We start from the raw sequence: 18,587 nt of genomic DNA, 5'->3' as shown, positions 1-18,587 counted from the left end.
AACCTCAATCGACCTGCTTCAACCAATCCTGAATCTGCGCCAGTGTCGCCGTGGCGCCCCCGCAAACCACTATCAGCACATTGTTGTACTCGGCCAATTTCTTGGCTTCGTAAGCTACCGCCAATGCAGCCCCACACGCGGGCTCCACCAATACCCGATGATCGAGCAAGAATCGCTCGCAGGCTTCCAGCGCGGCACGGTCGCTGACCAGATGGTTGTGCAGCGGATGGTTACGCGCGCATTCCAATGCCTGATCAGCAACGCGCTTCGCACCCAGGGAGGTGGCCACCGAGGCGAGGCGCTCCAGTTCAACCGGGTGGCCTGCTTGCACCGCTGCGTGCAGCGAGGCGGCACCGGTGGTTTCCACTGCCAGCACGGGTACATCATCCCAGCCATTGCGTGTCAGCCCTTCGACTACGCCACTGAGCAATCCGCCTCCGCCGACCGACAGCACCACCGCATCGGGTTTAAGCCCGGTGGCGGCAACTTCGTCGATCAGGCTGGCATGTCCTGCCCACAGCAGTGGGTCGTCGAAGGGGTGAATGAACGCATCGCCGCTGCCGAGCAGGGTCTGGGCCAGCTCGTTGGCCTCCTGCCAGGAGCTGCCATGCACCACCACCTTGGCGCCTTCAAGGCGCAACAGTTGCTTGGCGCGCTCGGTGGTAGTCTCGGGTACCACCACGGTCACCGGTACCCCTAGTTTGCGGCCGGCATACGCCACCGCCAGCCCGGCGTTACCCCCGGACGACGACACAAAATGGCGCGCGCCCCTGGCATGGTGGACTTCGCAGGCATGGCCCACGCCACGCAGCTTGAACGAACCACAAGGCTGCACTGCCTCAAGCTTGAGCCAAACGGTACAGCCTGACGCCAGCGAAAGCGGGCGGGATTCGATCAGCGGCGTCTGTATATGCAAAGTCATCGTTAGCTCCAAGCGTCAGTCTTCACGAGCCGCTGCCGGCTGTTCGCCACGCAACTGCTCCAGGTAGTTGTAAACGGTGTAGCGGGTCACCCCAAGGGCGCTGGCAGCCTTTTCCACGCCGCCTTTGACGATGAACAAGCCACGCTCCTGCATGACCCGCACCGCGTCGACCTTGGCCTGCTTGGTCATCCGGCCTTGGCCGCTGCGTTGCAGCGCGCCCTGGATGATTTCGCTCATCAATAGCGCCATGTCGGCGGGTTCGCTGACCGCTGGCGAGTCGCTCAGGGGCTGCAGCTGCTGCAGAAAATTCATCGCAGCGTCCAGCCCCGTAACGTCGGTATTGATGCAGAGGCTGGCGAACGGGTGGCCGGTGCTGTCGCGGAAAATGGCCGTGGCGCTGCGCAGGGTGCGGCCCTTGAGCGTGGTCGGGTAATCCGGCAAGACCACAGGCGCACAGCCGCGCTGTTCCACGGTGGCCCGCATCAGGGCCTTGAAGCCTAGGTCCTGTTCCGGCGCGGCGAGGATTGGGCTGCCGACCACACGGCCAGAAAGGTGGCCGTTGACGATTGCCACCACGGAGTGTTCCGGGTGGTCGAGGTCGTGCAGGAGGATTTCCATGTTGCGCGCGGCAACGCTGCCCAAGGCCTGGATAGCGGCCTTGAGAACGGTGAGGGTGAGCTGACGTTCTTCAGGGGGAGAGAGCGGCATGAATGCATCGCCAAATTCAACGGTTTGTGCATTTTTACACAATACGTTGAAAATGGCGATGTGAGGGGCGCGTTTACTTGCCCAGTGCTGGCGTACGCGGTGGAATCATGCGGCGCGAGCCAGTGGCCTCGAAGGCCGCGGCGAAGCTCAACAGGTGATTGTCGGTATAGGCGCGGCCGGCGAACGTCAGCCCCACCGGCATGCCGATGTCAGCCATTACGCCCATGGGCACGGTGACGGTCGGTACGCCCAGGTGGCGGATCGCAAGGTTGCCATTGGCCACCCAGATGCCGTTGCTCCAGGCAATGTCGGCCGAAGCCGGGTTGACGTCAGCATCCGCTGGCCCTACGTCGGCCACGGTCGGGAACAGCACCGCGTCCAGGCCCAGGGTGTCCATCCAGTCTTCCAGGTCCAGCTTGCGGGTTTTCTCCAGGCCGCGCAGGCCGTCGGGCAGCGTTTCGATCTGGTCCCAGGTCTTCAGGCCGCGTTTGGCCATGTTGACGTATTCGTCCATGCCGGCGGCCAGGTCGTCCTCACGGTTGGGCAGGGTGCCGGGGTCGTGCGGGAAGATCTTCGGCCCATCGACATCGGCCAGGCGGTTGAGCTTGGGGTCGTCGTTGGCCCGCAGGAAGTCGTCAAAGGCCCAGCCCGACAGCTCCCACAGTTCGTCATGGAGGAATGCCTTGCTGACGATGCCGCGGTTGTACACGGTCGGGGCGCCAGGGCGGTCGCCTTCGCAGTTGGAGACCAGAGGGAAGTCCACTTCGAGCACTTCGGCACCTGCCGCTTCCAACGCCTGGCGCGCTTGTTGCCACAGGTCGATGACGCTGTCGCGGGTGTTGATGCGCTGGCCGGTTGGGCCACCGATACCCGGCTTCTCGGAGGTGCCAGCTTCTGGGTCGGCATTGATGTACATGCGCGGCACGCCAAAGCGTTTGCCCTTGAGCGCGCTGGCATCCACAGCCAGGTCCAGGTACGACGCCGGGCGCACCGAAGAGGCGGCCGGGATCGGTACCCAAGGTTGCAGGCGCCACAAGTCGCCGCGCTTGTCGGCGTCGTCGGCAACCACCACGTCGAGGATTTCCAGCAGGTCGGCCATGGTGCGGGCATAAGGCACCACCACGTCCATGGTCGGGGTCAGCGGCCAGTTGCCACGCACCGAGATCACCCCACGCGAAGGGGTGTAGGCGCACAGGCCGTTGTTCGATGCAGGGCCACGGCCACTGGACCAGGTTTCCTCGGCCAGGCCAAAGGCACTGAAGCTGGCGGCCGTCGCGGTGCCGGCACCGTTGGACGAGCCAGAGGCGAAGGGCGCAGTCAGGTAGGCAGCGTTGTATGGGCTTTCGGCGCGGCCATAGACGCCCCGCTGCATGCCACCGTTGGCCATGGGCGGCATGTTGGTCTTGCCCAGGCACACGGCACCGGCGGCGCGCAGGCGCTCGATGGTGAAGGCGTCGCGCTGGGCGACCAAGTCTTTGAAGGCCGGGCTGCCGGAAGCCGCAGTCAGGCCCTTGACCAGGTAGCTGTCCTTGGCTGTGTAGGGGATGCCGTCCAGCGGGCTCAGGGGCTGGCCCTTGGCGCGGCGGGCGTCGGAGGCTTCAGCCTCCTTCAGTGCGTCTGGGTTGCGTACCACCACGGCGTTCAGTGCGGTAGCGGTGTCGGCGCCATCGTAGGCGTCGATGCGCGCCTGGTAGGCCTTGACCAGCTCGACCGCCGTCGTGCGGCCCGACTCGAGTGCGTCGCGCAGCTCGGCAATGGAAACCTCGGTTACCTCGATCATGCGTTCACCAAAAAGTTTTGCAGGTGGGGGCTAGTGCGAGGAGTGTACAAGAAGGCATTGCCGGACGCAGGTTTGCGCAGGGGCAAATGGTTTTATGCAGGCGAGCATTGTCGGGGCCGCGAGGCGGCCCCGAACGGTCAATCCAGGTCGGCCGCCGAGTGCCGTTCTGGTACTTGGCTGGCTTCATCGCCCCAGGTGCGATTGACCCGTGACCCACGTTGCACGGCGGGCCGCTGGGCGATCTCTTCGGCCCAACGCTGCACGTGGGTGAATTCGTGCACCGCCAGAAACGTTGCTGCGCCATAAAGATTGCCGCGCACCAGCTCGCCATACCAAGGCCACACGGCGATATCGGCGATGCTGTATTCATCGCCGCCCAAATAACGACTTTCGGCCAGGCGGCGGTCGAGCACATCCAGTTGGCGCTTGGCTTCCATGGTGAAGCGGTTGATGGCGTATTCGAACTTTTCCGGGGCGTACACGTAGAAGTGGCCAAAGCCGCCGCCCAGGTAAGGCGCCGCGCCCATCTGCCAGAACAGCCAGTTCAGGCTTTCGGTACGTGCAGCGGCAGACGTGGGCAATAGCGCACCGAACTTTTCCGCCAGGTACAACAGGATCGAGCCCGACTCGAATACCCGTACCGGTGGCTCGACACTGCGGTCGAGCAGGGCAGGGATCTTCGAGTTGGGGTTGACCTGCACGAAGCCGTTGGAAAACTGGTCACCCTCGCCGATGCGGATCAACCAGGCGTCGTATTCAGCGCCGCTGTGGCCCAGGGCGAGTAACTCTTCAAGGGCTATGTTCACCTTCACGCCATTGGGCGTGGCCAGCGAATACAACTGCAAGGGGTGCTTGCCCATTGGCAGCGCCTTGTCATGGGTCGGGCCGGCTACCGGGCGGTTGATGCTGGCGAACTGGCCACCGGAGGCTGCGTCATTGCGCCAGACCTTGGGTGGGGCGTAAGGGTGCTTGCTCATGCAGGGTGCTCCTTCAAGGTCGCGAAAGGGTCAGGTAAAGCGATTGACCTGCATCTATGCCATGGGTTCTCGGAAAAGCGCAATTGCATTGGGCGCGGGCGTTGCGTGCATGCAGGGTTTCATCCAGTTTTCATCTGCCCTTGGCGTCGGCGGCTCTATGCTGGCGCTATCTCTGACCCTGCTCGGAACGGCTGGCGATGAACATCACTCGCAGCGTGTTGGCGCTGGTCCTGCTCGGCGGCCTGTTGGCCCACGCCCAGGCCGCGCCTTGGGTCGCCGGCCTGCACCACATGACCCTGGCCGACCCTGTCGATGATCGCCCGATGCAAGCGTTGGCGTTTTACCCGGCGACAGGTGTGCCCCATAACATGCGCATCGACGGCTATCCGCTCGACGTCGCCGAAGAGGCGCCGGTGGCCCTGGGGCAGTTCCCTTTACTGGTGCTCTCCCACGGCAATACCGGCAGCCCGCTGGCCTTGCATTACCTGGCCACCGCGCTGGCACGGCAGGGTTTTGTGGTCGTGGCGGTGGTGCACCCGGGGGACAACGCCCGCGATCACAGTCGCCTGGGTACCTTGAGCAACCTGTATGGCCGGCCGCTGCAAGTCAGCGCCGCGATCACGGCTGCCCGTAACGACGCGCTGCTTGGGCCCTACCTGAATGATGGCAAGGTAGGTGTCATCGGCTATTCGGCCGGGGGCGAAACGGCGCTGATCGTCTCGGGTGCGCAACCCGACCTGGACCGCCTGCGCCAGTACTGCCTTGAGCGCCCCAGCGATGGCGACGCCTGCAAGACCCATGGCGTGCTGATTGCCGACCGCAGCGAGCTGGCACCGAAGGCCGATTCACGGGTGGGCGCGGCGATGCTGATGGCGCCGCTGAGCCTGCTGTTTGGCCGCCATGCGCTGGCCAGTGTGCGCATCCCGGTGCTGATCTACAGCGGCGACAGCGACCAACTGGTGGCCGTGGACCGCAATGCCGAAGCGTTGTCGCGCAAACTGCCCGTCACGCCGGATTATCGTCTGCTGGCCGGCGCAGGGCATTTCGTGTTCATGGCGCGCTGCGACGAAGAACAACACGCCCGTATGCCGGCGCTGTGCAAGGATGCCGAAGGCGTTGACCGCCGCCATATTCATCACTCGTTGCAACGCGACACCGCAGCGTTCTTCAGCCAGGCCCTCAGCGCACCGCTACCGGATGAGCGCTCAGCTGCGTCGGCTGCGCCGCGCCAGAAGCAGCGTTAAGCCGACGCCTGCCAAGGCGAGCAGGGCGGCAACGCAGAAGATAGAGGCATAGCCCAGGTGCACTGCCACCGCGCCCATCACCGGGCCGGCGATGGCCAAGGCCATGTCGAAAAACACTGCGTAAGCCCCCAACCCAGCGCCGCGGCTGCTGCTAGGCACCTGCTTGATGGCTTCTACGCCCAGTGCCGGGTACACCAGCGACAAGCCAAACCCTGTGAGCCCGGCACCCGCCAACGCCCAAGGCGGCGAGGGTGCCAGCCACAGCAGTCCCAGGCCGACCACTTCGGTGGCCATGCACACCACTGCCACGTTGTAGCCGCCAAACCGGTTGACCGCATTGACGAACAACAGCCGCGAAATGATAAAGCACACGCCGAAGGCGCTCAGGCACCAGGCTGCACCGGCCCAGCCACGTTCCAGGTAATAAAGGGTGACGAACGTGGTCAGCGTGCCATAGCCGATCGACGCCAGTGTCAGCCCCAGGCCACAGGGCGCAACGCGGCCGAACGCAGACCAGAAGGGCAGCCGCTCGCCCCGTACCACCACCACGTCCGGGCGTTTGCGCAGCACCAGCATGGCCAGCAGCGCCAGCACCAGCAAGGTTGGCCCCAGCACGCTGAAGTCCAGGCCATCCACGGCCAGCACGCCGACCGGTGCACCAATGGCGATGGCGCCGTAAGACGCGATACCGTTCCACGAGATCACCCGGGCGGTGTGCTCCGGCCCAACCTGGCTGATGCCCCAGCTCAAGGTGGCCACGCCGATCAGCCCTTGGGCGATGCCCAGCAGCAGGCGCCCGCCCAGCAATAGCGCCAGGCTCAGTAACGGCACGCTCAGGGTCCAGGCCGACAACAGCGTCAGCACCCCGCAACTGGCAATGCCGAGCAAGCCGAAACGAATCGCCTGCTTGCCGCCCAGCGTGTCCGCCACCCGCCCGGCAAAGGGGCGGCTCAGCAGGGTGGCCAGGTACTGCAGGCCAATCGTTATCCCGGCGACAACCGCGCCGAAGCCCAACTGGTCATGCACATAGCTGGGCAACACCGCAATCGGCAGGCCGATGCAGAGGAAGGCAATGAACGTGTAGAAGACGATCGACAGGATCTGCAGGGTGACGTTGGAGGTATTGCTGGCGGGGGCGGGCTGTTGCGCGGTCATGGGCTCTTTCGCGGGCGGGCGGTTGGGCGTTGTTTCATCATGGCCGTTGCGCGAAGGAAATGAAAGCAGGCTAACGAATTATTCCGGGTGAATGACCCATCCATGGGATCCGCCTGGTCAACTCAACGCGACCAGGCGGAGCGCACTACATCAGACCACGACGCCCTGGCTACGCAGGTAGTCGTCATAGGTGCCGCTGAAGTCCACGACACCGTCCGGCGACAGCTCGATGATGCGGGTGGCCAGCGAGGACACGAACTCGCGGTCATGGCTGACGAACAGCAGCGTGCCTGGGTAGTTTTCCAGCGCCAGGTTCAGTGCTTCGATCGATTCCATGTCCAGGTGGTTGGTCGGTTCGTCCATCACCAGCACGTTCGGTTTTTGCAGGATCAGCTTGCCGAACAGCATGCGGCCTTGCTCACCACCGGAAATCACCTTCACCGACTTGAGGATCTCGTCGTTGGAGAACAGCATGCGCCCGAGGGTGCCGCGAATCACCTGCTCACCGGAGGTCCACTGGCCCATCCAGTCGAACAGGCTCAGGTCGTCCTCGAAGTCGTGGGCGTGGTCCTGGGCGTAGTAGCCTACTTCCGCGCTGTCGGTCCACTTCACCGAGCCCGCATCCGGTGTCATTTCGCCAACCAGGGTGCGCAGCAGGGTGGTCTTGCCGATACCGTTGGGGCCGATGATCGCAACGCGCTCGCCAGCTTCGACAGTGATGTCGAAGTTCTTGAACAGAACCTTGTCGTCGAAGGCCTTGGCCATTTTTTCGACCACGACGGCCTGACGGTGCAGCTTCTTGGTCTGCTCGAAGCGGATGAACGGGCTGACCCGGCTCGAGGGTTTGACCTCGGCCAGCTGGATCTTGTCGATCTGCTTGGCGCGCGAGGTGGCCTGCTTGGCCTTGGAGGCGTTGGCCGAGAAGCGGCTGACGAAGGTCTGCAGCTCGGCGATCTGGGCTTTCTTCTTGGCGTTGTCCGACAGCAACTGCTCGCGCGACTGGGTCGCGGCGGTCATGTACTCGTCGTAGTTACCTGGGAACAGGCGCAGCTCACCGTAGTCCAGGTCGGCCATGTGAGTGCAAACGCTGTTCAGGAAGTGCCGGTCGTGGGAAATGATGATCATGGTGCTGTTGCGCGCCGTGAGGATCGTTTCCAGCCAGCGGATGGTGTTGATGTCCAGGTGGTTGGTCGGTTCGTCGAGCAGCAGCACGTCCGGGTCCGAGAACAGCGCCTGGGCCAGCAGCACACGCAGCTTCCAGCCCGGTGCCACTTCGCTCATCGGGCCGAAGTGCTGGTCCAGCGGAATCCCCAGGCCCAGCAGCAGTTCACCGGCGCGCGATTCGGCGGTGTAACCGTCCATCTCGGCGAATTCGGTTTCCAGCTCGGCGACGGCCATGCCGTCTTCCTCGGTCATTTCTGGCAGCGAGTAGATACGATCGCGCTCGGCTTTGACCTTCCACAGCTGGCCGTGGCCCATGATCACCGTATCGATCACGGTGAATTCCTCGTAGGCGAACTGGTCCTGGCGCAGCTTGCCGAGGCGGGTGTTTGGCTCGAGCATGACCTGGCCACCGGACGGCTCAAGGTCGCCGCCGAGGATCTTCATGAAGGTCGACTTACCGCAACCGTTGGCGCCGATGAGGCCGTAGCGGTTGCCGTTGTTGAATTTGACGGAAACGTTTTCAAACAGCGGCTTGGAGCCGAACTGCATGGTGATGTTGGCGGTGGAGATCAAAGGGCTTACCTATCAGTAACTTACGACGCTGGGCTTTCAGCTGATACCGATTTGATACCAATCTTGAGTTTTTCCAGCTCGCTCCAGTCAGAGCTTGAGTTAAGCCAACGGGCATACGTCGACAGCAGCATCTGCACGCTGTGACCTAGCTGTTGGGCGATAAATGCGGGGTTGAGGCCGGACATTAAGCATATTGTCGCATAGGTGTGACGGCAGTTGTATGGGGGACGACGCCTGATCCCCAATTCATTGAGCACAGGCACCCACTGCTTGTGGAGGTCGGACGTCTGTTTCACGTACTCGGCGTTCTTCGAAGGCGGGAACAGAAACGGCGTTTCGGTCACCGCCCCCTTACCATCTCTGCGGCGATCCGCGTATTGCCTGGCGAACTGTATAGCCCGTAAGGCCCTATCGTTCAGCAGCACGAAACGGTCCCGGCCGGTTTTCGTCCTTTCCTCCACCTCGCCCAGGGCGACAGTCCTCTTGACGTGCACCGTCTTTCTTCCCATATCGATCACATCCCACCGTACCGCCAATGCCTCCGACAGTCGGAGGCCGGTGAAGAACATGAACTCGAACAGAGCGGCATAGATCAGGCTAGGCCAGTGCTTGTGCTGATACAGCTTGTCGATGATGCTATTGGCTTCCGCCAGGCTGAATGGGTCGATCTCCTTCTTCGACCGCTTCGGCAGTTCGATCAGCTCGGCGGGATTCTTGACTAGCAGGCCCTCCCGAGTCGCCCCCGCAAGGATCGTCGACAATCGGGTGATCGCATTGCGCTTCACATTTGCCGAAGTCCATTCGGTTTCAATGATGACGCGGCGGAGGAGATTGGTCGTGATCAGGTCGACACGGACCATGGCCAGTCGCGGTACCCAATAGAGGTTCAAGGCGCTTTTGTAGTTGTTGTGCGTACCTTGGGTGATTTCGCGGCTGTCTAGCCAGAGCTGAGCATATTCGCCAAAAGTCGGCTTACCGCCGACCGCAGCTTGCGAGCTGGGGAATAGCTCGGCGTATTTGTCTGGATCAAGCAGGCCAAGCTTGTTGAGGCTGGTTACCTGATCGCGAAGGCTGGATGCAGCCTTGATCCCTTTTTGTGTCGGGGGATAGGGGAGCGTTTCGCATCGACGGATACCGTCCCATGTGAAACGAATGCGGAGGGAGTTGCGGAAGATTTCGACCCCACGGGGTAAACCCATTGGCTTTCCAGCCATTCGTCATACCTCTTTTTGCTGTAAATGATCCGGCCGCCGTGCTTCATCCAGACGCCCGCGGGAATCTTCCCATCCAGGCGTCGGTGTTCTAGGGAGCGTTTAGTGCAGCCGATGAGTTCGGCCATTCGCTGCTCGGTGACCTTGTCTACGTCACTGGTGCTCTCGATATCCATGGGATGGTCTCCACGCCGCCGGTGGCGGCAGGTTGGTGGTCAGGCGGGGATATTCGCTAGCGCCCCATCAGCGATGCTGATGGCTGCCTGGGCGCCGCTGACGTAGGCCGGGTCGAAGCCGCCGGCGTAGTGAATCACTCGCTGGCAAGAATCCAGCTCTTTGCGAACTAGGCGCAGCGCGTGCACCAGCTCTTCCTGCAGGGCGCCCTCGGCTCGGCCGATGTCCCAGAACTCCTGACCCCAATGCCCAGCAGGCGGAGGGTTGCTGTTCTGCTTGCCGAAAGCCATGGCTCCGAGGATTGCGTCACAGAGCAGGCGCTTGTAGATGTTCTCGCCATCGAGGCCGAGGCCACCGCGACGACGCAGAGTGCTCACGACCTCGTCGACGTTGAGGCCGCTGTCCTTGAGCACAATGTCGAGCTGTGGCTTGCCGGGGGTGTAGATCACCAGTGCCAACTTGGCATCAGGCCAGAGGTTGGCGGCCAAGCGCTCCAGGCAGTCGTTCGCGGTGTGGTGGAAGCGTTCTGTTGCGGACATAGGTCATCCTCGCCCGCGCATGTCGGCGGGCTCATGTGATTAAATTGGAGCTCTAAAGGAGAGGTGATATGGGCAAGGAAACCAGGAAGCCGTTCGGCTACGTAGCGGTCACACTGATACCCACTGGTATGGGGTTTGTAATGGGCGGTCTGCTGTCAAAACAGCCTGCATTCATATACAGCGGCCTTGGCTTGGCTATACCGGGGGTGTTGCTGGCTGCGACGCACTTCTTGGCGGTGCGTCGGCGGGCTTGAGTTTTAGGGGATGCGGCTTTGCTTTTGGCTGCAATAGCGCTTTTAATCCACCCCTCACCATAACTAGAGGGATCTTGAAGTGAATGATTGGGTGGACTTTTTCGAGGATTTTCCGGAATACGACGATTCCGATCCTAGTAGCAAAAAAAAGGGGCCGGCTTTGGATAGGGAGCAGGTCCAGCACAGGAAGAACGAGAGAGACGAAGTTCAAGCAATGCTTGATGCCGCTCTTCTTCAGAATCCTCTGAAGAAAGTAAGGTAGTTCGAGCTTGGGCGTCCGCATTAATGGGTTGCGGACGCGACCAGTTCCTTCGGCACCTGGACGGTATCGCCGAGCTTGGCTTTGACCAGGCTTCGACAGAAGGCAATTAGCGCAGTTGGGCCGTAGCACCAGAAACCGGTCCTGCCTGGCCCAGAGCTGTAGCGGAAGTTCGCGTCGGCGAGGTGGGCCTCGTAGTGCAGCCCGCCGTTGTGCTTGTCGATCAGCGGGCCGCCCTGGTCCCAGTTAGTGGATGGTCGAAACCCGAAGCCTTCGGAGGCGCCGCGAATGCTCACGCTGGTGAAGACGCCCCGGGGACTGATAATCGTCAGGTGGTTCTCGGTGTCTTGCTTGTAGCCTTCGGCCATGGCCACCGCCCAGTCCAGCGGCGCACCGATTAGGTTCGATACCCTCACTTCGATCAGGTCGGTCATGCACGTTGCTCCTTCCGACGCTCCACATCGATCTGCTCGTAAAGAGCATCCACTCGCTTCTGCTTGCGGTTAATCGCCTCGGATCGGCTGAGATGGTCCCTCATGGCCTTGTCATATGGCTCGATCTTTTCGATCAGCCGAAGGCGCTCATTCGGGTCTTTCGAGGCGTTGAATTGCTTGGCCAGGCGATCACGCTCGCCGAAGTCGAGGTGATCAAGTGCGCGGTTTTCCTTCTCCATCTCATCGATAACGGCGGCCGATTGCCGATGCCAGCGCAGGTACAGAACATCGCTCTTCTTAGGCTTGATGAAAAAGTGTTGCGACCTGATCCAGTCCACCAAGTCTTCCTTGGTCATTTCGTCGAGCACATCTTTGCGGGTGGCTTTTGTCACAGTTCATACCTCTCATCAATCCAGCGCCCAGGCGCCAGAGCGGGTGTAGGTTCGGGTTGGGTTTCGTGCGGGGAGAGCTGGCGCTCGTTGCCGGCGTGCTGGCAGTTCATCTGCGCGTGCAATCGGCCGAGCTGGCGCATCTCATATGCAAGCCATGCCGAGCTCGCCACGAGCCCGAAAAGCGGCAGCAGGAGGCAGAGGGCGAGGCGGGTCATGGCGTCACCACTCGACGACCCCACCAGCATGATGGCCCGGCGTCTGTGTCGTAGATGGCCAGGCAGAACCAGCCATCACAAACTGGCTTGCTGGGATCCCAGTAGCTGCAATCGGGGTCGCCAGACTCGAAGTAGCGTTCTGCGATATCTTCCGGAGCGTCGGTTTCGAGTTCGACTCGTACTACCTCAAGCCCCTGCTGGGTGACCCAGTCCTTGCTTTTCTCGACGTCGCCCTCGTCGAAGTCGGGCAGGTCCGGGTGCTGAAACATGCCGTATTCGTCACGGCGCACCACTGCCGGCTTGATCAGGCCTTGGCGGTCGAGGCGTTCAATCTCCGCGAGGATCAGCGCACCAGCCTTCACCAGGTCGCGTCGACGATCTGCGCTTGGTTTGAATGTCTCCGGCGGCCATGGCCAATCGGTACTCATGGTCCCGGGCTGCCCAGAGAGACGGGCGTAGACGCTTGCTGCCCTGGCCAGTTCGCCTTTGGTGTAGCCGTCATCGCGATAGAGCGAATAGCCTTTGTCGCTCACCTGCCGCTGGCGCTCGAGCACGACATCCTGCGCCGCGCGGTTTAGGGTGATTCCACTTTTCTCGGGCATGACGATTCCTTGGCCGCCATAACGCGGCAGTAAGTTGTACAAAAAAATGAATGAGTAGAGGTTTTTTGCCCGGTGGTCCGATTCAGCTCACAGTTCGGCCTTTACCGGTTGTGCACTGGTATCGCTTCGCTATGGTGGTCTTTGGCCCTAAACAAAAAGACATCAGTCCTAGGAGGCGGCATGCGCATGCGCGGCGACGTTTATTGGCAGTGGTCGGACCCAACCCTGCACCACCGGGACCATGACGAAACTCTCGATGATGGTACGTTTATCGATGTGCAGGTCCGGCTGTCTCGCACGGGCAACACGCAGATGTTCATCGGCGTCTATGCGGCCTCTGGCGCTGCGATCCACGAGGAAGCTTTCGACTCCCGCCCAGGCGAATCGATGACCAGGGCATTGGCCTGGGGTGTAGGGCGTGCACGCCGGATTGCCACCGAAGGCCTGGCTGCAACGGAAAAGATTGCGGCCTGCTCGAAATAGAGGGACGAGGGGTTACAGCTGGGGTGGAGTACAGATGTGCTCTTTGCGGTTGGCGGCTTACTCGCCCTGATTGGCCAGAGCATTCAGACGCTGGAAGGATGTTCCGGGGATGCCCTGGTAGGGTTGATCCGGCGGAACCGGAACACCGATGTCGGCCAAGGCCTCGCGGATGACCTTGATGCAATCGTCGGAGTCCATCAGGTAGTCTTCTTGCGAACACCGTTCCTGCTCTCGCTCAATGGCGGAGATCAGCATCTCTGGCAGCTCAGCCAGCTTGGCACGAAGCTCGGCCATTTGTTTGTTCCGGCCACTGCAGAGAAACGCCCACTTATCCTCGCGGCGCAAGGCCCTGTGGAGCATCTCGCGGGCCAGCCCGATATCGCCTGCACCGGTCATCGGACCAACCGGAATCATGGGCATCCCAGCCGCCGCCGCGTCCCGCTGCGCCTCTTCTTTGGTCCACCAGAAGGCAGTACCAACCATCCAGGCTATAGGCTCGGGGTGGGGCTGCGGGGTTGGCAGTAGATAGGAGAGCGCGATATCTGGCGCGGTGCACTGGGCTGCATCGATGGCAGCTATGGCCAGGGCGCGGTCGGTCATGGTCGGTACGCCCTTCAGGCGAGTAATGCACGCTGTAGCAGCTTCGACCTGCTGCTCGGTCCAGATGCTGCGCTCTACCAGCATGTAGCCTTCGGGCACGCTGACCATCTCTGTGTTGCTGGATCGGTTTTCTGTGGGCATGGGGATACCTCAAGCGAGACGTTCAAGTTGTTGTTGGATGCGCTGGCCGATCCAGCGGACGACGAAGACGGCCTTGCTGTTACCGATCGCCTTGTAGCGTGGGCCGTCCGGGCATTCGTCCTCGGGTTTGCCGCGATAGGGGATGCGGGTGTGATTGCCGGGAAAGCCCTGGAGCCATTCGCACTCGCGCGGGGTGAGGCGGCGAACACCAGCCTCCCCTTGAATCATTGGCTGGCCCCGGCCGGTACCGTCTTCGCTGGCGTTGAATCCCTCGGCCTTCAGTGTGTGCGTGATATCGTCGGTGATGCACACCGCAACTTGTCCGCCGGCGTTTGGGTGACTGGCGCCGTGACCCATGGCCCGAAGCGTCGGGGCCAAGTCGCCTGCATCGGCTCCGTGATCCTTGCAGCTGAAAGCAAGTAGGGCGTTTTCTTGTCCGCTGTTCCTGCCCAGCGGGTGGACAAGGTCATTCAGCACGTCGGGATCCTGCGTGCCGTGCACCACCAGCATTCCATTCTCAGCATCCTGCTGGGTAGCGCTGCCGGCTGCTTTCCCATTGGCCTGGAGCGTGCCGCTCACAACAAAAGCCTCGGATTCGAAATCTAGCCTTCCGCTGGGGCTGGCGCATGCGTTCCGCGCAGGTGCTATATCGATCGGTCCCGCCGTATTGTTCCCGCCGAATACGGTCAAGCGTCCGTCTGCTGAGTCATTTTCGTCGACGCCTCCAGTGCTTGCTGTAATTGTGCCGGCAGTTGCTTGCCCCTCGCCTCGGCGCGGCGGAGTATCCCGACGCAGGCCTTCGCGCTCAAAAAGTACTTCGAGGGGATCGAACCCTGCTCGAGCACTTGCGACAACGAACACACGGCGGCGTCGTTGGGCCAGGCCGAAATATTGGGCATCCAGAATCCGCCATGCGACTGTTCGCGTGGGTCCATACACACAACCAGCGTCCTTCCATTTGCCCCCTGGCGGTTGGAGTTCTTCGGATTCGCCCACCAGGGCGCCGAGGAAGCAGCCAAACGCGTTGCCTTTGTCGGAGAGGACGCCGGGGACATTTTCCCAGAGACAGGTGGCCTCGGGCTGGCCGCGCTTTGTTCGAACATGGTCAATTGCATCGAGCAGCTCCACGTATTTGATGGTGAGGGCGCCCCGGGGATCGGCCAGACCTTCGCGCATACCGGCCACGCTGAAGGCCTGGCAGGGCGTGCCGCCGACCAGTACCTCGGGCGCCGGAATCTTGCCGGACAGCACCATGGCTGCTAGGCGAGTCATGTCGCCGTGGTTCGGCGTATCTGGGTAGCGGTAGGCCAATACGGCGCAAGGAAACGGCTCGATCTCGGCGTACCACTCGGGACGCCAGCCCAGCGAGTGCCAGGCTACGGTCGCAGCTTCAATGCCGCTGCAGACGCTTCCGTAGGTGGTGGGCATGGTGGCTCCTTGCCTGTATATTAATGGCATTGGTTAAGGTGCAATCTGATGAGCTTCAGAACTGTATTAGCGTTAATGTCAACGGTTGTATATTTATATTGGTTTACCGTTGTAGTCTCTTTCAGAGTGGATGAGCTACTTTCGCTTCCTTTAAATGAGCTAGGAGACTTTCTTGCTGGAGCATTCGGCCCGCTCGCTCTTGCGTGGCTTGTTTTTGGCTATTTTCAGCAAGGTGCTGAACTTAAGCAAGGTACTAGAGCGTTGTTGTTGCAGGCTGATGAACTAAGGTCCTCTGTTGAGCAGCAAACGGAAATGGTTGAGTCTCAAAGGTTAAGCCTGCGTAATCATGAAAGATCTTTGGAGCCGCTGCTGAAATTGACGCATGATGGGAGCAGGGAGATAGAAGGAGACTATTACGATAGCTTTACGCTGCAAAATTTAGGACATTATTGCGAGTCCGTCGAAGTCGTCATAACTATTGCGGATTTAACTCGGAAAGGTTTCGATTTGCAACCGCTTTTTAGTGGCGATTCCACCGGTTTCTACGCTGATCTAAATGAATGTGACGCGGAAATGAATATAAAGTACAAGCGAATTAACGGGTCAATTGGTGCCCAGGCGTTTAAAGTAGAGCATTATTTTGATAGTGCCGATGGTCCGTCGGTTCGCGTTATCAAGCATCCTTTTGTTATGTAGTTGAAACGCGCTGGCGGGTAGCGCTGGAGGGTCAGACGGCGCGAACTTTGAAGGTGAGCATGGCGGTCGCGTCGTCGTTGGAGCACTCCGCCAGCTCTTGATAGGCTCGGTACTTGGTCTGACTGCGGGTTGCTGCCCAAATGCGCCGCACGTAGTGGCGAGCATCGCCAAGCATGTAGCCGACGTCATCCCAGTCGTACATCCCGTTGGTGAGGACTTCCCACCGCTTGAGCGGCAGCGTCTCGGCCATCTCGCCGTACTGCATTTCCCAGGTTGGGTGGTAGTTGCGGATACGCTTCTTCGGGTCGCTGTCGAGGATGACGCCGATGTACTGGCCGCGGTCGGCCATGATGACGCCTGGCTCACCGTTAGCATTACGTGGCGCCCGATCTCGGCCGGAACGTCGTAATGGCGGCGAACGTAGTCGCAGTTGTAGTTGCTCATGGGGCGCTCCTTGATCAGGCCGCCTTGCGCTGGTTGAGAACGCGCTGGCGGGCTGCCTCGTACTCGCTGCTGACGATCTCAACCAGGCCGTCGACATCGCCGTCAGCCGCCTTGCTGCCCAGGTTCAGGTATACGGTACCGTAGGTAAAGCACACCCCGCCACTGAGCCAGATTCCGCCTCGCTCGACGCCGATGGCTTGCCACATTTCGTCCCGGTCGATAGCGTCCGGGCAGTGTGCTTTCCAGAGGTCGTCCAGGCGCTGGTGCTCAGCCTTCTCGGCTGCGCGCACTTCTTGGTCTGTGCCCTTGGCGTGCTTGGCCGCCCGGCGCAGCGAGCGGTAGCCGTATTCGTCTGGCCGGCACCAGTGCACGTCCAGGTCGCGGCTGGCGCTGTGCTTGATGCCGCCGATGTCATTGCGGGTGCCGCTGTACATCGGCGAGGCGTCGGCGCCGAAGGCCTCGCCCAACTTGGTGCGCTGGGCGTCCCAGGCCGCTTTCTTTTCGTCCCAGGCGCGCACGGCGGCCAGGACAGTTGCCGATTCGGTCTTGTAGAAGTAGCTCATGGCTTTCTCCATGCATGCGCCGCCCTCCGTGGCCGGATGCGGCATGGGTGAGTTGGAATAGGAATTGCTCGGAGTGGACAAAGCACATCGAACGGGTATCACGACATGCTCCCGGAAGACCACTGGCTCATGTTTTTCGTAATCGCAGTCGTGGCGGCAGTTGATCTGGTAGCTGCCATGATTTACCTGCGGTTTAAACCATGACACCCAACAGCGGGTACACAGGCACCCTCATGCGGGCATTGTCATGGTGGCAATTTGATTGGGAATGATGTTTCATTCGCCTCAATTTCATTTGAGGCCTGTTCAATGCGCTACGCGATAGCTGCTGCATGGATTGCACTGACATTCGTCACTTCGGTGAGTGCGACTGAAAGCAACAAAGCGCAGCGAGAAAAGATTGATCGCTGCTCAAACGCGGCCTTTCTCGCAGTTTCTGTGATTGAAAGGAATGCTGATGCCAGCAAGCAGCCAGATCACCTACTTGAGGCATTCAAGGCGCTAAAGGCAAACCCAGCTCTCGGAGAGACAATGCCCTACGAGGGGGAGGTACTAGGGGCTTACACGGTTGCACTAAAAGTCGCCGAGGGCATGCAGAGACCATTCGATGCCCGCAAGCATGATTGGCTGATTGCACAATCGGCGTCAGCCTGCACCTTGTGGGTTCCTTACCCGAAATAAGGTTGAATCAGCTCGTCCCCTGGATCCTGCTGAATCATCAGCATGTTCCTTTGGCTGAACTCCAGCGCCACTGATCACATTTCGCGGTCTGCGGCGCTGAGCTTGTTCACTTCGCGTCGAAGGTGCCTAGGGACAGCTTCGCGGCGGTGCCTACCTTGGTGTCGAGAACGGCTTTGAACTCCTGCGCAATGGCCTCGCGCTGCGCTTCTTCGCCGATCCAGCGCAGCTTCAGCACCGGTTGCGAGCCGCCGGTGATGACCGACACGCGCAGGCGGATCACTTGCTCGCCCAGCCCTTCGAACGGGATGACCTTGAAGTCCAGCCAGGCCGGCAGGGTTTCTTTGCTGCTGGCCTCGATCTGGTCCATGGTGCTGCGGCTGGCGCGAGTTTCACTGACTGCGTGATCGCTCTCCGACGAGGCCTTCACGGTGATGGTTCGAACCGCGGCGATCGCTTTGGCGATGCTCATGCTCAGGCCATTCTCATCGGTAGCGGACAGGTGCTGGTTCCAGTCTTCGATCCAGTCGCTCATGGACTTTTGCACCAGGCTCTGGCCGCACACCGCCTGAACGGCGGCGAAAGCAGCGGAAGCTTTGAGGCGCAGCACGGCGCGATCATCGGCATGGCCTGGCTCGTCGGCAGTACCGATGTTGAACAGCACGATGCAGCTCATGTTGTCTTGATCGATGAAGCCGCGCGCCGCTGGCGCCGAGCGCTCGACAACGTAGGCGCTGTAGTCAGCCAGCGAATGGGTGGCGTAGGTGCCACGGAAGCGATTTCGGCCCGCCTGGAAGCGCTCCAGGTCAACCACGTTGAAGTTCTGCGGGACGACGGCAACCTCTCCGAGGGCTGGCAGCGTGATGCCAGCTGCAGCGACGGCGTTTTCTTGGATCAGTTCGAGAGCTTCTTTGCTGAGGGACATGCGCTTTTCCTTGTATGTGCTGAGAG

General features: G+C 61.1%; 21 protein-coding genes and 1 pseudogene. 5 read left to right on the top strand and 17 right to left on the bottom strand.

Annotation, left to right across the window (positions count from 1 at the left end; translation table 11 throughout):
• Window positions 1–4 precede the first annotated feature (4 nt).
• The 4 genes from HU764_RS13780 to yghU form a co-directional block, all read right to left on the bottom strand.
• Window positions 5–922 (bottom strand): pyridoxal-phosphate dependent enzyme, encoded by a 918-nt coding sequence (locus tag HU764_RS13780; RefSeq protein WP_186676560.1) that lies wholly within the window; start codon window positions 920–922, stop codon window positions 5–7.
• A 15-nt stretch (window positions 923–937) separates the two neighbouring features.
• Window positions 938–1,630, bottom strand: a complete 693-nt coding sequence (locus tag HU764_RS13775; RefSeq protein ID WP_027594837.1) for a helix-turn-helix transcriptional regulator — start codon at window positions 1,628–1,630, stop codon at window positions 938–940.
• A 73-nt stretch (window positions 1,631–1,703) separates the two neighbouring features.
• Window positions 1,704–3,410 carry an amidase gene (locus HU764_RS13770; RefSeq protein WP_186702680.1) on the bottom strand — a complete coding sequence of 569 codons (1,707 nt, stop codon included), beginning with the start codon at window positions 3,408–3,410 and terminating at the stop codon, window positions 1,704–1,706.
• A gap of 137 nt (window positions 3,411–3,547) precedes the next feature.
• Window positions 3,548–4,387: a glutathione-dependent disulfide-bond oxidoreductase gene (yghU, locus tag HU764_RS13765; protein WP_186702679.1), complete on the bottom strand. Its 840-nt coding sequence runs from the start codon at window positions 4,385–4,387 to the stop codon at window positions 3,548–3,550.
• A gap of 197 nt (window positions 4,388–4,584) precedes the next feature.
• Between yghU and HU764_RS13760 the strand changes: the two genes are divergently transcribed.
• Complete coding sequence (locus HU764_RS13760) at window positions 4,585–5,631, top strand: alpha/beta hydrolase family protein (RefSeq protein WP_186702678.1); 1,047 nt, start codon at window positions 4,585–4,587, stop codon at window positions 5,629–5,631.
• On the opposite strand, the gene HU764_RS13755 is transcribed toward HU764_RS13760, so the two are convergent.
• The 4 genes from HU764_RS13755 to HU764_RS13740 all read right to left on the bottom strand — a co-directional run bounded on the left by HU764_RS13755 (window position 5,593) and on the right by HU764_RS13740 (window position 10,447).
• A complete protein-coding gene (locus HU764_RS13755; RefSeq protein ID WP_186702677.1) occupies window positions 5,593–6,786 on the bottom strand; it encodes an MFS transporter in 1,194 nt (397 codons plus the stop codon). The genes HU764_RS13760 and HU764_RS13755 overlap by 39 nt on opposite strands.
• Window positions 6,787–6,936: 150 nt before the next feature.
• The gene (locus HU764_RS13750) at window positions 6,937–8,523 is read right to left on the bottom strand and encodes an ABC-F family ATPase (protein WP_027594842.1); all 1,587 of its coding nucleotides are present in this window, start codon (window positions 8,521–8,523) and stop codon (window positions 6,937–6,939) included.
• A 20-nt stretch (window positions 8,524–8,543) separates the two neighbouring features.
• Entirely contained in the window at window positions 8,544–9,737 is a 1,194-nt protein-coding gene (locus tag HU764_RS13745; RefSeq protein ID WP_186702676.1) for a tyrosine-type recombinase/integrase, read from the bottom strand.
• Window positions 9,738–9,949: 212 nt separating this feature from the next.
• Window positions 9,950–10,447 (bottom strand): hypothetical protein, encoded by a 498-nt coding sequence (locus tag HU764_RS13740; RefSeq protein WP_186702675.1) that lies wholly within the window; start codon window positions 10,445–10,447, stop codon window positions 9,950–9,952.
• A 68-nt stretch (window positions 10,448–10,515) separates the two neighbouring features.
• Here HU764_RS13740 and HU764_RS13735 point away from each other — a divergent pair, with 68 nt between their 5' ends.
• Entirely contained in the window at window positions 10,516–10,701 is a 186-nt protein-coding gene (locus HU764_RS13735; protein WP_186715093.1) for a hypothetical protein, read from the top strand.
• Between the two features lie 282 nt (window positions 10,702–10,983).
• Here the strand turns inward: HU764_RS13735 and HU764_RS13730 are convergent, their stop codons facing one another.
• From HU764_RS13730 to HU764_RS27705, 4 genes are read right to left on the bottom strand one after another with little or no spacing between them, the layout of a single operon-like run.
• Window positions 10,984–11,394: a phage protein NinX family protein gene (locus tag HU764_RS13730; protein WP_186702674.1), complete on the bottom strand. Its 411-nt coding sequence runs from the start codon at window positions 11,392–11,394 to the stop codon at window positions 10,984–10,986.
• On the bottom strand, window positions 11,391–11,786 hold the full coding sequence (locus tag HU764_RS13725; RefSeq protein WP_186702673.1) for a hypothetical protein: 396 nt from the start codon (window positions 11,784–11,786) through the stop codon (window positions 11,391–11,393). Before HU764_RS13725 ends, HU764_RS13730 begins: the two co-directional genes overlap by 4 nt.
• On the bottom strand, window positions 11,783–12,001 hold the full coding sequence (locus HU764_RS13720; protein ID WP_186702672.1) for a hypothetical protein: 219 nt from the start codon (window positions 11,999–12,001) through the stop codon (window positions 11,783–11,785). The genes HU764_RS13725 and HU764_RS13720 overlap by 4 nt, the downstream gene beginning before the upstream one ends.
• Window positions 11,998–12,270, bottom strand: a complete 273-nt coding sequence (locus HU764_RS27705; protein WP_225935726.1) for a hypothetical protein — start codon at window positions 12,268–12,270, stop codon at window positions 11,998–12,000. Before HU764_RS27705 ends, HU764_RS13720 begins: the two co-directional genes overlap by 4 nt.
• Before the next feature lie 513 nt (window positions 12,271–12,783).
• Here HU764_RS27705 and HU764_RS13710 point away from each other — a divergent pair.
• Window positions 12,784–13,086, top strand: a complete 303-nt coding sequence (locus tag HU764_RS13710; protein WP_186702670.1) for a hypothetical protein — start codon at window positions 12,784–12,786, stop codon at window positions 13,084–13,086.
• A 57-nt stretch (window positions 13,087–13,143) separates the two neighbouring features.
• On the opposite strand, the gene HU764_RS27700 is transcribed toward HU764_RS13710, so the two are convergent.
• Both HU764_RS27700 and HU764_RS13700 read right to left on the bottom strand, forming a co-directional pair.
• The gene (locus HU764_RS27700) at window positions 13,144–13,827 is read right to left on the bottom strand and encodes a hypothetical protein (RefSeq protein WP_225935651.1); all 684 of its coding nucleotides are present in this window, start codon (window positions 13,825–13,827) and stop codon (window positions 13,144–13,146) included.
• Between the two features lie 9 nt (window positions 13,828–13,836).
• Window positions 13,837–15,255 (bottom strand): DNA cytosine methyltransferase, encoded by a 1,419-nt coding sequence (locus HU764_RS13700; RefSeq protein ID WP_186702669.1) that lies wholly within the window; start codon window positions 15,253–15,255, stop codon window positions 13,837–13,839.
• A gap of 48 nt (window positions 15,256–15,303) precedes the next feature.
• Between HU764_RS13700 and HU764_RS13695 the strand changes: the two genes are divergently transcribed.
• Window positions 15,304–15,951 (top strand): hypothetical protein, encoded by a 648-nt coding sequence (locus HU764_RS13695; protein ID WP_186702668.1) that lies wholly within the window; start codon window positions 15,304–15,306, stop codon window positions 15,949–15,951.
• 31 nt (window positions 15,952–15,982) lie between these two features.
• Here HU764_RS13695 and HU764_RS13690 read toward each other — a convergent pair.
• A pseudogene (locus HU764_RS13690) lies at window positions 15,983–16,395 on the bottom strand (hypothetical protein).
• Window positions 16,396–16,409: 14 nt separating this feature from the next.
• Complete coding sequence (locus HU764_RS13685) at window positions 16,410–16,958, bottom strand: hypothetical protein (protein ID WP_225935650.1); 549 nt, start codon at window positions 16,956–16,958, stop codon at window positions 16,410–16,412.
• 258 nt (window positions 16,959–17,216) lie between these two features.
• On the opposite strand from HU764_RS13685, the gene HU764_RS13680 reads away from it, so the two are divergent.
• Window positions 17,217–17,639, top strand: a complete 423-nt coding sequence (locus HU764_RS13680; RefSeq protein WP_225935649.1) for a hypothetical protein — start codon at window positions 17,217–17,219, stop codon at window positions 17,637–17,639.
• 106 nt (window positions 17,640–17,745) lie between these two features.
• On the opposite strand, the gene HU764_RS13675 is transcribed toward HU764_RS13680, so the two are convergent.
• Complete coding sequence (locus HU764_RS13675) at window positions 17,746–18,561, bottom strand: DUF2303 family protein (protein ID WP_186702666.1); 816 nt, start codon at window positions 18,559–18,561, stop codon at window positions 17,746–17,748.
• Between the last annotated feature and the right edge of the window lie 26 nt (window positions 18,562–18,587).

It is taken from the genome of Pseudomonas kermanshahensis (assembly GCF_014269205.2).
Taxonomy (GTDB): Bacteria; Pseudomonadota; Gammaproteobacteria; order Pseudomonadales; family Pseudomonadaceae; genus Aquipseudomonas; species Aquipseudomonas kermanshahensis.
This window is presented reverse-complemented; position numbering and strand designations above follow the sequence as displayed.

Coding starts and splice junctions, on each gene's coding strand:
- HU764_RS13695 (WP_186702668.1), top strand. CDS start 15,304: ATGAGCTTCAGAACTGTATTAGCGTTAATGTCAACGGTTGTATATTTA.
- HU764_RS13740 (WP_186702675.1), bottom strand. CDS start 10,447: ATGTCCGCAACAGAACGCTTCCACCACACCGCGAACGACTGCCTGGAG.
- HU764_RS27705 (WP_225935726.1), bottom strand. CDS start 12,270: ATGTTTCAGCACCCGGACCTGCCCGACTTCGACGAGGGCGACGTCGAG.
- HU764_RS13760 (WP_186702678.1), top strand. CDS start 4,585: ATGAACATCACTCGCAGCGTGTTGGCGCTGGTCCTGCTCGGCGGCCTG.
- HU764_RS13675 (WP_186702666.1), bottom strand. CDS start 18,561: ATGTCCCTCAGCAAAGAAGCTCTCGAACTGATCCAAGAAAACGCCGTC.
- HU764_RS13780 (WP_186676560.1), bottom strand. CDS start 922: ATGACTTTGCATATACAGACGCCGCTGATCGAATCCCGCCCGCTTTCG.
- HU764_RS13745 (WP_186702676.1), bottom strand. CDS start 9,737: ATGGCTGGAAAGCCAATGGGTTTACCCCGTGGGGTCGAAATCTTCCGC.
- HU764_RS13720 (WP_186702672.1), bottom strand. CDS start 12,001: ATGACCCGCCTCGCCCTCTGCCTCCTGCTGCCGCTTTTCGGGCTCGTG.
- HU764_RS13685 (WP_225935650.1), bottom strand. CDS start 16,958: ATGAGCTACTTCTACAAGACCGAATCGGCAACTGTCCTGGCCGCCGTG.
- HU764_RS13775 (WP_027594837.1), bottom strand. CDS start 1,630: ATGCCGCTCTCTCCCCCTGAAGAACGTCAGCTCACCCTCACCGTTCTC.
- HU764_RS13755 (WP_186702677.1), bottom strand. CDS start 6,786: ATGACCGCGCAACAGCCCGCCCCCGCCAGCAATACCTCCAACGTCACC.
- yghU (WP_186702679.1), bottom strand. CDS start 4,387: ATGAGCAAGCACCCTTACGCCCCACCCAAGGTCTGGCGCAATGACGCA.
- HU764_RS27700 (WP_225935651.1), bottom strand. CDS start 13,827: ATGCCCACAGAAAACCGATCCAGCAACACAGAGATGGTCAGCGTGCCC.
- HU764_RS13730 (WP_186702674.1), bottom strand. CDS start 11,394: ATGACCGACCTGATCGAAGTGAGGGTATCGAACCTAATCGGTGCGCCG.
- HU764_RS13770 (WP_186702680.1), bottom strand. CDS start 3,410: ATGATCGAGGTAACCGAGGTTTCCATTGCCGAGCTGCGCGACGCACTC.
- HU764_RS13710 (WP_186702670.1), top strand. CDS start 12,784: ATGCGCATGCGCGGCGACGTTTATTGGCAGTGGTCGGACCCAACCCTG.
- HU764_RS13700 (WP_186702669.1), bottom strand. CDS start 15,255: ATGCCCACCACCTACGGAAGCGTCTGCAGCGGCATTGAAGCTGCGACC.
- HU764_RS13735 (WP_186715093.1), top strand. CDS start 10,516: ATGGGCAAGGAAACCAGGAAGCCGTTCGGCTACGTAGCGGTCACACTG.